The organism is Azospira oryzae, from assembly GCF_004217225.1.
GTDB classification, from domain to species: Bacteria; Pseudomonadota; Gammaproteobacteria; order Burkholderiales; family Rhodocyclaceae; genus Azospira; species Azospira oryzae.
Genome location: NZ_SHKM01000001.1, coordinates 774,768 through 790,068, shown reverse-complemented (window position 1 = coordinate 790,068; position 15,301 = coordinate 774,768). Strand labels below are relative to the sequence as shown.

14 protein-coding genes are annotated in these 15,301 nt (G+C 63.4%); 12 read left to right on the top strand and 2 right to left on the bottom strand.

Going from position 1 to position 15,301, the window contains the following annotated elements; translation table 11 throughout:
• Nucleotides 1-6: 6 nt before the first annotated feature.
• Genes EV678_RS03700 through def form a run of 3 tightly spaced genes read left to right on the top strand, consistent with a single transcriptional unit; the run spans nucleotide 7 to nucleotide 1,910 of the window.
• Entirely contained in the window at nucleotides 7-555 is a 549-nt protein-coding gene (locus EV678_RS03700; RefSeq protein WP_014237730.1) for a hypoxanthine-guanine phosphoribosyltransferase, read from the top strand.
• 51 nt (nucleotides 556-606) lie between these two features.
• Complete coding sequence (locus EV678_RS03695) at nucleotides 607-1,359, top strand: S-methyl-5'-thioinosine phosphorylase (protein WP_014237729.1); 753 nt, start codon at nucleotides 607-609, stop codon at nucleotides 1,357-1,359.
• Nucleotides 1,360-1,361: 2 nt separating this feature from the next.
• On the top strand, nucleotides 1,362-1,910 hold the full coding sequence (def, locus tag EV678_RS03690) for a peptide deformylase (RefSeq protein WP_130458555.1): 549 nt from the start codon (nucleotides 1,362-1,364) through the stop codon (nucleotides 1,908-1,910).
• 57 nt (nucleotides 1,911-1,967) lie between these two features.
• Here def and EV678_RS03685 read toward each other — a convergent pair whose 3' ends face one another.
• Both EV678_RS03685 and map read right to left on the bottom strand, forming a co-directional pair.
• A complete protein-coding gene (locus EV678_RS03685; RefSeq protein WP_130458554.1) occupies nucleotides 1,968-4,559 on the bottom strand; it encodes a [protein-PII] uridylyltransferase in 2,592 nt (863 codons plus the stop codon).
• 5 nt (nucleotides 4,560-4,564) lie between these two features.
• Nucleotides 4,565-5,362: a type I methionyl aminopeptidase gene (gene map, locus EV678_RS03680; protein WP_014237726.1), complete on the bottom strand. Its 798-nt coding sequence runs from the start codon at nucleotides 5,360-5,362 to the stop codon at nucleotides 4,565-4,567.
• Nucleotides 5,363-5,688: 326 nt separating this feature from the next.
• Here map and rpsB point away from each other — a divergent pair, with 326 nt between their 5' ends.
• The 9 genes from rpsB (at nucleotide 5,689) to bamA (ending at nucleotide 15,299) form a co-directional block, all read left to right on the top strand.
• Nucleotides 5,689-6,438: a 30S ribosomal protein S2 gene (rpsB, locus tag EV678_RS03675; RefSeq protein WP_014237725.1), complete on the top strand. Its 750-nt coding sequence runs from the start codon at nucleotides 5,689-5,691 to the stop codon at nucleotides 6,436-6,438.
• Between the two features lie 104 nt (nucleotides 6,439-6,542).
• Nucleotides 6,543-7,439, top strand: a complete 897-nt coding sequence (tsf, locus tag EV678_RS03670) for a translation elongation factor Ts (protein ID WP_014237724.1) — start codon at nucleotides 6,543-6,545, stop codon at nucleotides 7,437-7,439.
• Between the two features lie 21 nt (nucleotides 7,440-7,460).
• Nucleotides 7,461-8,189 carry a UMP kinase gene (pyrH, locus tag EV678_RS03665; RefSeq protein ID WP_130458553.1) on the top strand — a complete coding sequence of 243 codons (729 nt, stop codon included), beginning with the start codon at nucleotides 7,461-7,463 and terminating at the stop codon, nucleotides 8,187-8,189.
• A 12-nt stretch (nucleotides 8,190-8,201) separates the two neighbouring features.
• Entirely contained in the window at nucleotides 8,202-8,759 is a 558-nt protein-coding gene (gene frr / locus EV678_RS03660) for a ribosome recycling factor (RefSeq protein ID WP_014237722.1), read from the top strand.
• Between the two features lie 33 nt (nucleotides 8,760-8,792).
• A complete protein-coding gene (gene uppS, locus EV678_RS03655; RefSeq protein ID WP_130458552.1) occupies nucleotides 8,793-9,566 on the top strand; it encodes a polyprenyl diphosphate synthase in 774 nt (257 codons plus the stop codon).
• Entirely contained in the window at nucleotides 9,559-10,392 is an 834-nt protein-coding gene (locus EV678_RS03650) for a phosphatidate cytidylyltransferase (RefSeq protein ID WP_130458551.1), read from the top strand. The genes uppS and EV678_RS03650 overlap by 8 nt, the downstream gene beginning before the upstream one ends.
• Before the next feature lie 28 nt (nucleotides 10,393-10,420).
• A complete protein-coding gene (ispC, locus tag EV678_RS03645) occupies nucleotides 10,421-11,605 on the top strand; it encodes a 1-deoxy-D-xylulose-5-phosphate reductoisomerase (RefSeq protein WP_130458550.1) in 1,185 nt (394 codons plus the stop codon).
• Nucleotides 11,602-13,002, top strand: a complete 1,401-nt coding sequence (gene rseP, locus EV678_RS03640) for an RIP metalloprotease RseP (protein ID WP_130458549.1) — start codon at nucleotides 11,602-11,604, stop codon at nucleotides 13,000-13,002. Before ispC ends, rseP begins: the two co-directional genes overlap by 4 nt.
• 2 nt (nucleotides 13,003-13,004) lie before the next feature.
• The gene (gene bamA / locus EV678_RS03635) at nucleotides 13,005-15,299 is read left to right on the top strand and encodes an outer membrane protein assembly factor BamA (RefSeq protein WP_014237717.1); all 2,295 of its coding nucleotides are present in this window, start codon (nucleotides 13,005-13,007) and stop codon (nucleotides 15,297-15,299) included.
• The last annotated feature ends 2 nt before the right edge of the window (nucleotides 15,300-15,301 follow it).

Genomic DNA, 15,301 nt, shown 5'->3' with positions numbered 1-15,301 from the left:
CAGCCCATGGCTACCCGCGAAGAAGCCCTGGCCCTGCTGGCCCGGGGAGAACTGGTCCATTCCGCCGAAACCGTGTCCGCCGCCGTGGACCGGGTGGCGGCGGAAATCACCGCCCGCCTGGGGGAGAGCAATCCCCTGATCCTCTGCGTCATGACCGGCGGCGTGGTCTTTGCCGGCCAGTTGATGGCCCGCCTGCCCTTCCCGGCGGACTTCGACTACCTGCATGCCACCCGCTACGGTCAGGATACGGCCGGCGGCGCCCTGTCCTGGCGCGCCGCGCCCTGGACCAGCGTCAAGGACCGCACCGTGCTGGTGGTGGACGACATCCTGGACGAAGGCGTGACCCTGGCGGCCATCAAGGACCGCCTGCTGCACCAGGGGGCCAAGGCCGTCTATCTGGCAGTGGCGACGGACAAGGAAAACGGCAAGAATAAGCCCGTGACTGCCGATTTCGCGGCCCTCAAGGTGCCCGACCGCTTCGTTTTCGGCTACGGCATGGATGCCTACGGCGCCTGGCGCAACCTGCCGGCCATCTACGCCCTCAAGGACGAGTAATCCCGGCGGCGGCCTTCGCCGCCACCGGCCAATCTTCGGAGTTTTCCCGCAATGCTTGCAATCATCGGCGGCAGTGGCCTGACCCAGCTGGCCAACCTGGACATTTCCCACCGGGAAATCGTCCGCACCCCCTACGGCGAGCCCTCCGGGCCCGTCACCTTCGGCAACATCTGCGGCCAGCCCGCCATGTTCGTCGCCCGCCACGGCTACGGCCACACCATTCCGCCCCACGAGGTGAATTACCGCGCCAACCTGTGGGCTCTGTGGTCGAAGAAGGCCACGGCCATCGTCTCCGTGGCTTCCGTCGGCGGCATCCGCGGCGACCTGGCCCCCGGCGACATCGTCGTGCCGCACCAGATCATCGACTACACCTGGGGGCGCCGCTCCACCTTCCACGAAGGCGACGGCTGCACCGTGACCCACGTGGATTTCACCCATCCCTACGACGAACTGCTGCGCAACCAGATCCTCACCGCCGCCTCCATGATCGGCGAGGAGGTGCGCATGGGCGGCGTCTATGCCGCCACCCAGGGGCCGCGCCTGGAGACGGCCGCCGAAATCAACCGAATGGAGCGGGACGGTGCCGACCTGGTGGGCATGACCGGCATGCCCGAAGCGGTGCTGGCCCGGGAACTGGATCTGCCCTATGCCGCCATCAACGTGGTGGCCAACTACGCCGCCGGCCGCGGCGAGAGCCGGGACGGCATCCACTTCGAGTCCATCGAGGATGTGCTGCAGAACGCCATGGGGCGGGTGCGGGGCATCATCGAGCAGCTGGTCGCCAACCACGGCGCCCGGGACTGACCATGGCCCCCGGCGTCGCCCGTCCCGTCCTGCGCATGGGCCATCCGGTGCTGCGGCAGCGGGCCCGGGAAATCACCGAGTTCGGCACTCCGGCCCTGGCCGCCCTGATTGCGGACATGGAAGCGACCATGGTGGCGGAGGGCGGCGTCGGCCTGGCGGCGCCCCAGATCGGCGTGGACCTGCGCCTGGTGGTGTTCGGCTTCGACAGCAGCGAACGTTATCCGGAGGCTCCGGCCATTCCCTTCACGGTGCTGCTCAATCCGCAGCTGGAGCCCCTCGGCAGCGAGGAGGAAGAGGGCTGGGAAGGCTGCCTTTCCCTGCCCGGCATGCGCGGCTGGGTGCCCCGCTGGAAGCGCCTGCGCTATAGCGCCTTCACCCCCGAGGGGGAGCCCTTGGAGCGGGTGGTGGAAGGTTTCCACGCCCGGGTGGTGCAGCACGAGTGCGACCATCTGGACGGCCTGCTCTATCCGGCCCGCATCCGGGACTTTTCCCGCTTCGGCTTCATCGAGGAGTTGTTTCCCGAGGGCCCCGGCACGGGGGCGGAGGATTAAAAAAAGGAGGCCGCGGCCTCCTTTTTTCTTGGCGCAGTCCGCCGCCTGGATTCTGCCCTAGACCTGCAGCATTTCCAGCAATTCCGTTTCCAGACGGATGCGCTTGCTGCTCTGGTCCAGGTCGCCGCCGGAAACGAGGAAGGTGTCCTCGGCCCGTTCGCCCAGGGTGGCGATTTTCGCCGTCTGCAGCCCGGCGCCGTGTCGGGCCAGGGTCTGGGCAACGGAGAAGAGCAGGCCGGGACGGTCGGCGGCGACGATGGAGAGGACGCAGTGGCCCCGGTCGTCGGGCAGCAGGCTGACCTGGGGCGCGATGGGGAAGTGCCGCACCTGGCGGGACAGGCGGCCGGTGGGCGGTGCCTCCGGCGGCCCCGGGTGGAGCAGGGCCTCGGTCAGTTCGTGTTCCACATAGCTGGCCATTTCCCGCGGAATCTCCCGGTTGGAGACGTCAAGCAGGATGAAGCTGTCCAGGGCGTAGCCGTGGCGGGTGGTGTGGATCTTGGCATCGACGATGTTGAAGCCGGCGCGGCCGAAGAAGCCGCAGAGGCGGGCGAAGAGGTCCGGCTGATCCCGGGTGTAGACCATCACCTGCAGGGTCTCGGTGGCCTCGCTGCAGTCCTGGATCTGGCGCAGGCGGGCCTTCACCAGGGGCTCGTCGTGGTGGATGCGGTAGTGCAGGCAGCGGGTGTGCCAGGCGATTTCCTCGGCCGAGTGGCGCAGGAAATAGACCGTGTCCAGCTGCTTCCACAGGCCCTGGTGCACCGTGTCGGAGAGGGCGAAGTAGCGCAGCAGGCGCAGGGCCTCCTCCTGGCGCTCCTCGATGACGCCGTGGGGTTCGGGCGTGACGCCCTTTTCCAGCAGGCGCAGGGTCATGCCGTAGAGGTCCTCCAGCAGCTTGCCCTTCCAGGCGTTCCACACCTTGGGGCTAGTGCCCCGGATATCGGCCACGGTGAGCAGGTAGAGGGCGGTGAGATGGCGTTCGTCCCTGACCCGGGCGGCAAAGGCCGCCACCACTTCGGGATCGGTGATGTCCTCCTTCTGGGCCACCTGGGACATGACCAGGTGCTGGCCCACCAACCATTCCACCAGTTCCGTGTCTTCCGGCGCCAGGCCGTGGTTTTCGCAGAAGGCGCGGGCGTCGGCCATGCCCAGGCTGGAGTGGTCGCCGCCCCGGCCCTTGGCAATGTCGTGGAACAGGGTGGCGATGTAGAGCAGCCAGGGGCGGTCGAAGCCGGCCACCAGGCGGGAGCAGAGGGGGTATTCGTGGGCGAACTCCTCCATGGTGAAGCGGCGCATGTTGCGCATCACCTGGAGGATGTGCTGGTCCACCGTGTAGGCATGGAACAGGTCGTGCTGCATCTGGCCCACCACGGCGCCGAAGGCCGGGATGTAACGGCCCAGGATGCCGTACTGGTTCATGCGGCGGAATTCGTGGACGATGCCCTGCTTCTGCTGGAAAAGCTTGAGGAAGCAGGCCCGGTTGGCCGGATCGGCGCGGAATTCGTCGTTGATGAGCAGGCGGGCCCGCCACAGGGCGCGCAGGGTGCGGGCGGTCATGCCCTTCAGGTCCGGGTTCTGCTGCAGCAGGAGAAAGGCTTCCAGCAGGGCGCCGGGACGGCGCTGGAAGACTTCTTCGTCGCTGACGTCGAGCAGGCCGTTGGCCTTCTGGAAATCGGCGTCGATGGCTTCGGGGGCCCGTTCCTGGGCCGGGAAGATGGCGGCCCCGATGTTCTGCATGAGGATGATGTTGAGCTGGGTCACCAGCTTGGCGTTGCGGTAGTAACGCTGCATCAGCTGTTCGCTGGAGCGGCGGGTGGGCGTGGCTTCGATGCCCATGTCCGCCGCCATGGGTGTCTGCACGTCGAACAGCAGCCGGTCCTCGCGCCGGCCGGTGAGCAGGTGCAGCCTGACCCGCAGGGTCTCCAGCAGGCCCTGGGCCTCGATCAGGGCCTGGGTTTCCTCGGCGGTGATGAAACCGCCCCGTTCCAGGTCCTGCCAGGTTCGGCCCAGGCCGGCCGCCTGGGCCACCCACAGCACCACCTGGAGGTCCCGCAGGCCGCCCGGGCTTTCCTTGAGGTTGGGCTCCAGGGCGTAGGGGGTTTCATGGAAACGGATGTAGCGCTCATCCTGCTCCAGCTTCTTGGCCTTGAAGAAGGTCTGGGGGTCCAGGGTGGCCGCCAGTCCCTGCTGGAAGCGGCTGAAGAGGGCCTGGTCGCCGCTCAGCAGGCGGGCTTCGATGAGGGCCGTCTGCACCGTGATGTCGCCGGCAGCCTCCTGCAGGCATTCTTCCAGGGTGCGGACACTGTGGCCGATTTCCAGACCGATGTCCCAGAACAGGCCCACCAGCTGTTCCAGCTTGCCCTTCAGGGCCTCGTCGGGCTCCGCCGGCAACAGCAGCAGCAGGTCGATGTCGGAGGCCGGATACAGCTCGCCGCGGCCGTAGCCGCCCACGGCCACCAGGGCCAGGGAGGAGGGGAACTGCTGGTCCTGCCAGATCTGCACCAGCAGTTTGTCGATGTTGCTGCAGCGTTGCCGCAGCAGGGCAGCGGCGTCGCCTTGGGACTGGTAGTCCGACTTCAGCGCCTGCTGCCCTTCCTGCAGCATGGCTTTGTAATGGGCCAGGGGATGGGGAGCGGGGGCGCTGCTGGGCATGGGCTTCAGATCCAGTCGGGTTTGGGGCGGCTGCCGGCGGAGACGGTCAGGGCTTCGTAGCCGGTTTCGGTGACCAGGATGGTGTGTTCCCACTGGGCGGAAAGACTGCGGTCCTTGGTGACGATGGTCCAGCCGTCGCCCATTTCCTTGATGGCGGCCTTGCCGGCGTTGATCATGGGTTCCACGGTGAAGATCATGCCGGGCTTCAGTTCGATGCCGGTGCCGGCCTTGCCGTAGTGCAGGACCTGGGGGTCTTCGTGGAACTTGCGGCCGATGCCGTGGCCGCAGAATTCCCGGACCACGGAAAAACCGGCATTTTCCGCATATTTCTGGATGGCGGCGCCGATGTCGCCCAGGTGGGCGCCGGGCTTGATCTGGTTGATGCCGATCCACATGCAGTCGTGGGTGATCTCGCACAGGCGCTTGGCCAGGATGGAGCCTTCGCCGACCACGAACATGCGGCTGGTGTCGCCGTGGAAGCCGTCCTTGATGACGGTGATGTCCAGGTTGACGATGTCGCCGTTCTTCAGCGGCTTTTCCCCCGGGATGCCATGGCACACCTGGTGGTTGATGGAGGTGCAGATGGACTTGGGGTAGGGCGTGTAGCCCGGCGGGGCGTAGTTGAGGGGGGCGGGGATGCAGCCCTGCACATTGACCATGTAGTCGTGGCAGATGCGGTCCAGTTCGCCGGTGGTGACGCCGGGCTTCACATAGGGGGTGACGTGGTCGAGCACTTCCGCCGCCAGGCGGCAGGCGATACGCATTTTTTCGATTTCGTCGGCGGTTTTGATGATGACGCTCATTGCGGCTCTTTGTCTGATGCGGGTTGAAGGGCGAAGGATATAGAAGGCGCCCCCCTTAGGCAATTTTGGCGGCCGGTGGTTCGCCTTGAGTAAAAAGCGATGAAATGCTAAAATCCTGCGGCTTTTCGGCTTCGGTCCATCGAAACCGGGAAGACGGGGCTGGCGAAACTGTTTTGCCAGGCCTGCATGTCATGGAACCGGGTGGTCCGGTTCCGGGCAAATCACTCACATCCGCCTCTATCTAGGGTGCCCGCTTTGCGGGTGGCAGTAGTGGCTTTTTAAGCTGTAATGCGGCGGATGGCGGTTCAACCCTTGAGGAGTTTTATATGTCCGCAACTATGCGTCAGATGCTGGAAGCCGGTGTTCACTTCGGCCACCAAACCCGTTTCTGGAACCCGAAGATGGCTCAGTACATCTTCGGTGCCCGCAACAAGATTCACATCGTCAACCTGGAAAAGACCCTGGCCAAGTACAACGAAGCCATGGCCTTCGTGAAGAAGCTGGCCGCCAACAAGGGCACCATCATGTTCGTCGGCACCAAGCGCCAGGCTCGCGAGATCATCGCCGAAGAAGCCCAGCGCGCCGGCACCCCCTATGTTGACCAGCGCTGGCTGGGCGGCATGCTGACCAACTTCAAGACCGTCAAGCAGTCCATCAAGCGTCTGCAGGACATGGAACAGTCCGTCGAGGACGGCTCCATCGAGCGTCTGGGCAAGAAGGAAGCCCTGATGCAGAAGCGCGAACTGGAAAAGCTGCAGAAGTCCATCGGCGGCATCAAGAACATGGCCGGCCTGCCCGACGCCCTGTTCGTGGTGGACGTGGGCTACCACAAGATCGCCATCACCGAAGCCAACAAGCTGGGCATCCCCGTGATCGCCGTGGTTGATACCAACCACTCCCCCGAAGGCGTGGATTACGTGATCCCCGGCAACGACGACTCCTCCCGCGCCATCCGCCTGTACGCCCGTGGCGTGGCCGATGCCATCCTGGAAGGCCGCAGCATGTCCCTGCAGGAAATCGTGGCTGCCACCGGCGGCGACGACGAGTTCGTTGAAGTGGAAGAAGCTGCCGAGTAATCGGTCCCTTCCGACGCCGCTTCCGAGCGGCGTTTCTGATTCGTTTATGTCAATCCGGAAGGGCGCCTGCGTGGCGCCCTTCCAGTAGCAACCGGAGAAAAAATATGGCGGCAATTACCGCAAGCATGGTGGCTGAACTGCGCGCAAAGACCGATGCGCCGATGATGGAATGCAAGAAGGCCCTGACCGAAGCCGACGGCGACATGGGCAAGGCCGAGGAAATCCTGCGCGTCAAGCTGGGCAACAAGGCTACCAAGGCCGCTGCCCGCGTGACCGCCGAAGGCGTGGTCGGCATCTACATTTCCGCTGACGCCAAGCTGGGTGCCATCGTTGAAGTGAACTGCGAAACCGACTTCGTGGCCAAGAACGACGACTTCCTGGAACTGGTGAAGAACGCCGCCGAACTGGTGGCCACCAAGAACCCGGCCGACGTGGAAGCCCTCTCCGCCCTGGAAGTGGGTGGTCAGAGCCTGGAATCCATCCGTGCCGCTCTGGTCGGCAAGATCGGTGAAAACATGTCCTTCCGCCGCTTCGTGCGCGTGGAAGCCCAGGGCAAGCTGGCCTCCTACATCCACGGCGGCGCCAAGATCGGCGTGCTGCTGGACCTGGTGGGCGGCGACGAACAGCTGGCCAAGGACATCGCCATGCACATCGCCGCTTCCAAGCCCAAGGCTCTGGATGCTTCCGGCGTTTCCCAGGAGCTGATCGACACCGAGCGTCGCGTCGCCATCGAAAAGGCCCGTGCCGACAACAAGCCCGAAGCCATGCTGGAAAAGATCGCCGACGGCACCGTGCAGAAGTTCCTGAAGGAAGTGACCCTGCTGGCCCAGGTCTTCGTCAAGGCTGAAGACGGCAAGCAGACCATCGAACAGCTGCTGAAGGCCAAGGGTGCCTCCGTGGCCGCTTTCACCCTGTTCATCGTGGGCGAAGGCATCGAGAAGAAGGTCACCGACTTCGCTGCTGAAGTGGCTGCCCAGGCTGCCGCTGCTGCCCAGAAGTAATCTAGCAATCTAAGGATGCCCATGCCCGATACCACTCCCCAGCCGGCCTACAAGCGTATTCTCCTCAAACTCAGCGGTGAGGCCCTGATGGGCTCCGATGCCTACGGCATCAATCGCCAGACGATCTCCGAGATTGTCGCCGAGATCAAGGAAGTGGCTGAACTGGGGGTGGAAATCGGCGTGGTCATCGGCGGCGGCAACATCTTCCGCGGTGTTGCGCCTGCCGCCACCGGCATGGACCGGGCTACCGCCGACTACATGGGCATGCTGGCCACCGTCATGAACGGTCTGGCCCTGCAGGACGCCATGCGCATGGCCGGCCTCAACAGCCGGGTCCAGTCCGCCCTGGATATCGAGCAGGTGGTGGAGCCCTACATCCGGGGCAAGGCCATCCGCTATCTGGAACAGGGCCGCATCGTCATTTTCGCTGCCGGCACCGGCAACCCCTTCTTCACCACCGATACCGCCGCCGCCCTGCGCGGTGCCGAAATCGGCGCCCAGATCGTGCTCAAGGCGACCAAGGTGGACGGCATCTACACTGCCGACCCGAAGAAGGATCCGTCCGCCACCCGTTACGACAAGATCAGTTTCGACGAAGCCATCGCCCGCAACCTGGCGGTCATGGATGCCACCGCATTCGCGCTGTGCCGCGACCAGAAACTGCCGATCAACGTGTTTTCCATCTTCAAGAGCGGCGCCCTGAAGCGGGTGGTGCTGGGTGAAGCGGAAGGCACGCTGGTCTACTGCTGAGGGGAACAGACCATGATTTCCGAAGTCAAGAAGAACACCGAAGCCAAGATGCAGAAGTCCATCGAGGCCTTGAAGAACGACCTCGCCAAGGTCCGCACCGGCCGTGCCCATACCGGCCTGCTGGATCACGTGCAGGTGGATTACTACGGCAGCATGGTGCCGGTTAACCAGGTGGCCAACATCACCCTGGTGGACGCCCGCACCATCGGCGTGCAGCCCTGGGAAAAGGGCATGGGCGCCAAGATCGAAAAGGCCATCCGCGATTCCGACCTGGGCCTCAATCCGGCCACCCAGGGCGACCTGATCCGCGTGCCGATGCCTCCCCTGACCGAAGAGCGCCGCCGCGACCTGACCAAGGTGGTCAAGGGCGAAGGCGAGAATGCCAAGGTGGCCGTGCGCAACCTGCGCCGGGATGCCAACAACAGCCTGAAGGAGGGCGTCAAGTCCAAGGAGATTTCCGAGGACGACGAGCGTCGTACCCAGGACGACATCCAGAAGCTCACCGACAAATACATTGCCGAAGTGGACAAGCTCGTCGCCCAGAAGGAAGCCGAGCTGATGGCGGTCTGACCGCCATCTTCCCCTTCCGGGAGATTTCACCGGATGTCCATTTTCAAAAGCTCCACCCGGGAGATTCCCCGGGCGGCAGCGGTGCCCCGGCACATTGCCATCATCATGGATGGCAATGGCCGGTGGGCCAAAAAGCGTTTCCTCCCCCGTTTTGCCGGTCACACCAAAGGCGTCGAGTCTGTCCGCGACATGGTGCGGGCTTGCCTGGAAAAAGGGGTGGAATACCTGACCCTGTTCGCCTTCAGTTCCGAGAACTGGCGCCGTCCCCAGGATGAAGTCAGCCTGCTCATGCAGTTGTTCGTCAAGGCGCTGCAGCAGGAGGTGGAACGGCTGCACAGCAACGGTGTACGCCTGCGCATCGTGGGCGACCTGTCCCGTTTCGATCCCGCCTTGCAGCAACTCATCCGCCAGGGCGAGGAGCGCACTGCCGGCAACGAGCGCCTGACCCTGACCATTGCCGCCAACTACGGCGGTCGTTGGGACATCCTGCAGGCGGCCAACCGTCTGGCCCAGGCCTGTCCCGACAAGCTCGGACAGTGGCAGGAAGAGGACCTGGCGCCTTTCCTGGCCATGGCCTATGCCCCGGAGCCGGATCTGTTCATCCGCACCGGGGGCGAGCAGCGCATCAGCAATTTCCTGCTCTGGCAACTGGCCTACTCGGAATTCTATTTCACCGATACCCTCTGGCCCGAATTCGATACGGCCGCCCTGGAGGCCGCCATTGCTTCCTACCAGCAGCGGGAGCGCCGCTTCGGCCGTACCAGCGAGCAGCTCGCCTCCGACACCAAAGGGAACTCCCATGCTTAAGGCCCGGGTCATCACCGCCATTTTCCTGCTGATCGGTTTCCTGGCCGCCTTGTTCCTGCTTTCGCCCCTGGGCTGGACCCTGCTGGCCACCGTTGTTGCCATGCTGGCGGCCTGGGAGTGGGGCGGCCTGATGCGTCTGGTCGGCATCCAGCGGATCGCGGTGGCCTTGCTCCTCGGTGTCCCTTGTACCACCTTGATGCTTGCCCAGCCGGAGGCGCTCGGTCTCTCCGGCAGCCTCGACAAGGGCGCCGCCCTGTCCTTGGCCTGGTGGTTCCTGCTGCCGGCCCTGGGTTTCTGGACCCTGCTGGTGCCCTTGTGGCTGGTGCGGCGCTTTCCCTTGTCGGGGACGGCGTTCGGCCTGCTGACCGGCGCCGTGGTGCTCTTGCCCACCTGGCTGGCCCTGGTCCTGCTGCGCCACCTGGGTCCTTGGGCCCTGCTTGGCATCATGGCCCTGGTCTGGATCGCCGACATCGCCGCCTACTTCACCGGCCGGGCCTTCGGCCGCCGCAAGCTGGCGCCCCAGATCAGCCCGGGGAAGACCTGGGAGGGAGCCTATGGCGCCGTGGCCGGCGTCCTGATCTACGGTCTGGCGGTCTATTTCCTTTCCGGTTCCGCGCTGGCTTTGCCCTTGCTGCTCCTGATTCCCACCCTGCTGGTGCTGACCGCGGTCAGCATCATCGGCGACCTGTTCGAGTCCCTGCTCAAGCGCCAGGCCGGCATCAAGGACAGCAGCCAGCTGTTGCCCGGCCATGGCGGCATTCTGGATCGCATCGACAGTCTCACTTCGACCCTGCCTTTGGTGACCCTGCTCTGGCTCGTTCTCTGATCCTTCCGTATTTTTTGCCGGACTCCCCATGCAGCCCCAGCGTCTCACCATCCTAGGTTCCACCGGCTCCATCGGCGTCAGCACTCTGGACGTCGTCCGCCGTCATCCCCAGCGCTACCGGGTGGTGGCTCTGTGTGCCCACCGGCAGGTGGACAAGCTGGCAGAACAGTGTCGGGAATTCCTGCCATCTTATGCCGTGGTCGGTACCGAGGCTCTGGCCCACGATTTGAGGGGGCGGCTGGCGGGGCTCTCCATCGAGGTGCTGCACGGTCCCCAGGCCTTGTGCCAGATGGCGGAGCTGGCGGAGGTGGATGCGGTCATGGCCGCCATCGTCGGTGCGGCCGGTCTGGCGCCCACCCTGGCCGCGGTCCGTTGCGGCAAGAAAGTACTGCTGGCCAACAAGGAAGCCCTGGTCATGGCCGGGCCGGTATTCATGGCTGCAGTGGCCCGGCATGGCGCCACGTTACTGCCTATTGATAGTGAGCATAACGCTATTTTTCAATCACTTCCGATTAATTTCTCAAGTGATTTATCAAGAAATGGGGTGCGTCGGATTCTGCTTACTGCCTCCGGCGGGCCGTTCCGCAACGCCACGGCAGAGAGTCTCGAATCGGTCACGCCGGATCAGGCCTGCGCCCATCCCAACTGGGTCATGGGGCGCAAGATTTCAGTGGATTCGGCTTCCATGATGAACAAGGGCCTGGAGGTGATCGAGGCCCACTATCTGTTCAACGTGGCCGCCGACAAGATCCAGGTGGTGATCCATCCCCAGAGCGTCATCCATTCCCTGGTGGAGTATGTGGATGGCTCGGTGCTGGCCGAACTGGGCAACCCGGACATGCGCACTCCGATCGCCCACGCACTGGCCTTTCCCGAGCGCATCGAGTCCGGTGTCGGCCCTCTCGACCTGTTCCAGGTTGGCCGGCTGGATTTCCAGGAGCCCGACAACCGGCGTTTCCCCTGCCTCTCCCTGGCCTATCGGGCTCTGGCGGAGGAGGGCAGTGCCCCAGCCCTGCTCAACGCTGCCAACGAAGTGGCAGTGGAGGCTTTTTTGGCCGGCACCATCGGCTTTACCGCCATTCCCCGCGTCATTGAGGCGACCCTCGATGCCATTCCCGCGGTCGCCGTGGGCAGTCTTGACGACGTGATGGGCGCCGATGCCCAGGCCCGTGCCAAGGCCAGGGAACTGTTGGCCCGGGAATCGCTGCGGTGAGCAACTTCCTTTTCTACCTGGCGGCATTCGCCGTCGTCCTCGGTGTCCTGATCGTGGTGCACGAACTGGGACATTATTGGGTCGCCCGGCTTTGCGGCGTGAAGGTCCTGCGCTTTTCCATCGGTTTTGGACGGCCAGTTTTTTCGCTGTTCTCCGGGGCGGACCGTACCGAATGGGCCGTCGGTGCCTTCCCGTTGGGCGGCTACGTCAAGATGCTCGACGAGCGGGAGGCTCCCGTGGCGGCCCAGGAACTGCACCGGGCCTTCAACGTGCAGCCGGTGGGCAAGCGCATGGCCATTGTGGCGGCGGGCCCCCTGGCCAACCTGCTGCTGGCGGTCCTGATTTACTGGGGGCTTTTCTACAGCGGCACCGAAGAACTGCGCCCCATCCTGGGCGCGCCACCGGCCGCCTCTGCGGCTGCCGAGGCGGGTATTCAAAACGGCGAAGTGGTGGTCCGGGTGGATGGCCGGCCGGTGCAGACCTGGCAGGATTTCCGCTGGGAACTGCTGCAGTCCAGCGTCAATAAGTCCGCCGGGGCCGAAGGTGGAGAGCCCGATCCCGGCTATGTGAGCATCGAAGTCCAGGACGCCCGTCAGCAAATCGTATTCCGGCGCCTCAATCTGACGCCCTTGAGGGAGCAGGGTTACGAGGGGGATCCGCTGGGGCTCCTGGGGGTGAATTTTTTCCGGCCCCAGCTGGCGCCGGTGTTCGGCAAGGTGACGCCCGGCAGTCCGGCGGAGGCCGCAGGGCTCCTGAGTGGTGATCGGGTGCTGGCGGTGGATGGCGTGGCCATCGAATTCTGGTCGGATGTGGTGCAGAAAATCCGCAGTGCGCCGGACCAGCCGCTGCGCCTGAGCGTTCTTCGCGATGATGCCCGGCTGGAAATCAGTGTCGTGCCGGAAGGCTATGGGGATCGCGGCGCCAGGATCGGGCGCATCGGCGTCGGCGTGCGCGATGCGGGTCCCAGCCGCGACGAGTTGACGGTCACGGTGCGCTACGATGTGCTGACCGCCTTGTCCAAGGCGGTCGAGGAAACCTGGGAAAAATCCTCCTTCAGCCTGGTGATGATGGGCAAGATGCTGACGGGAGAGGTGTCCTGGCGCAATCTCAGCGGTCCGGTCACCATCGCCGATTACGCGGGTCAATCGGCTCGCATGGGCATCGACTACTACCTCAAGTTTTTGGCCCTGGTCAGCATCAGTCTGGGCATCCTCAATCTGCTCCCCGTGCCGGTGCTGGATGGCGGGCATTTGATGTATCATATGATTGAGATTATCAAGCGAGGGCCAGTCTCGGAGCGGTTCATGGAGATTGGTCAACAAATCGGGCTGGCGCTGCTTTTGTTGCTCATGGCGTTTGCCTTCTACAACGACATCAACCGATTGATTTCCGGCTGAATATGAACAAAAACCTGTTGGCAGGGGTTGTTGCGGCGCTTTTCGCTTCTGCGGCCCAAGCCTTCGACCCGTTTGTGGTCAAAGATATCCGTGTTGAAGGTATTCAGCGTACCGAAGCCGGTACCGTATTCAGCTACCTGCCGGTCCGCGTCGGCGACACCCTGAATGACGAGCGTGCCGCCCAGGCCATCAAGGCCCTGTTTGCCACCGGCTTTTTCAAGGATGTGCGCATCGAGGTTGATGGCGATGTCATGGTCCTGGTGCTGGAAGAGCGCCCGGCCATCTCCCAGATCGATTTTGTCGGCCTCAAGGAGTTCGACAAGGACCAATTGAAGAAGGGCCTGAAGGACGTCGGTCTGGCCGAGTCCCGCATCTTCGACCGGGCGCTGCTGGACAAGGCGGAGCAGGAGTTGAAGCGCCAGTATCTCTCCCGCGGCAAATACGCGGTGGAGATCAAGACCACGGTAACGCCTCTGGAGCGGAACCGGGTTGCCATCAACTTCACCATTGACGAAGGCGATGCGGCCAAGATCAAGCAGATCAACATCGTCGGCAACCAGGCTTTCAAGGAAAAGGAACTGCTGGAACTCTTCCAGTTGCAGACGCCTGGCTGGCTGACCTGGTATACCAAGAACGATCAGTATTCCAAACAGAAGCTTTCCGCCGACCTGGAAAGCCTCAAGTCCTATTACCAGAACCGGGGCTATCTGGAATTCAATGTGGAGTCCACCCAGGTTTCCATCAGTCCGGATAAGAAGGACATCTACATCACCATCAGCGTCAATGAGGGGGAGCGGTTCATCGTTTCCTCGGTGAAGCTGGCGGGTGACCTGATTGCGCCTGAAGCCGAATTGCGCAAGCTGGTGACCATCAAGCCGGGCGAGATTTTCTCCCGGGAAAAACTGAATGAAACCCAGAAGGCCGTTTCCGATCGCCTGGGACGCGAAGGCTACGCCTTTGCCAACGTGAACTCCGCACCCGAAGTGGACAAGGAAAAGCGCCAGGTCGCCTTCACCATCTTCGTGGATCCGGGCAAGCGGGTCTATGTGCGCCGTATCAACATCGGTGGCAACACGCGGACCCGGGATGAGGTCATCCGCCAGGAAATGCGCCAGATGGAGGGCGGCTGGTACGATGCCGAAAAGATCCAGCTCTCCAAGCAGCGCGTGGACAAGCTCGGCTACTTCTCCGATGTGACCGTGGAAACACCACCGGTGGCCGGTACCAGCGACCAGGTGGATGTCTCCATGAACGTCACGGAAAAGCCCACCGGCAACCTGATGCTGGGTGCCGGCTTCTCCAGTAACGATGGCGTCATCCTGTCCGGCTCCATTGCCCAGCAGAACGTCTTCGGCAGCGGCAAGTCGGTTTCGGTCGGCGTGAATACGGCCAAGTCCCGGGAGACCTATTCGCTCTCCTATACCAATCCCTACTTCACGGTGGACGGGATCAGTCAGGGTTTCGATGTCTACAAGAAGACCTACGATCCCACCAACTCGAGCTACTACGCCAAGAGCTACAAGACCACCTCCATCGGTGGCGGCCTGCGTTGGGGTATTCCCATTGCCGAAAAGGAAACCTTCAGTTTCGGCGTGGCTGTGGATAACACCGATATCACGACGCTCTCCACCAGTCGCCAGATTTACCTGGACCACGTCAAGGAATTCGGTAATTCCAACACCTCGGTCAGTGGTACGGTCGGTTGGTCCCAGGATGGTCGGGACAGTTTGATCTATCCGACCAAGGGCGGTATGACCCGGGTCAGTGCCGAAGTGGCACCGGCTGGCAGTCTCAAGTACTACAAGATGAACCTCCAGCACCAGCGTTTCTTCCCCTTCACCAAGGACCTGGTCCTGATGCTGAATGGGGAGCTTGGTATCGGTAATGGCCTGAACGGCAAGTCCCTGCCGTTCTATCGCAGCTATTACGCTGGCGGCGTGACTTCAGTGCGCGGCTACGATGTGGCCAGCCTCGGCCCCCGTCAGAATGACGAAGCCATCGGCGGTACCAAGCGGGTGGTGATGAATGCCGAACTGTTGTTCCCGATGCCCGGTACTGGTCTGGACAAGTCCCTGCGTCTGGGCTGGTTCGTGGACGCCGGCCAGGTCTTTGGCCCCAAGGACGACAACGGGGATTACTCCAAGTTTGCCTTGGGTGACCTGCGTTATTCCACGGGTCTGGCCGTGGCGTGGGCTTCGCCCATGGGGCCGCTCAAGTTCAGCGTGGCTCAGCCGCTGAACGACAAGGAAGGCGACAAGACCCAGCGCTTCCAGTTCACCATGGGTACTACTTTTTAATC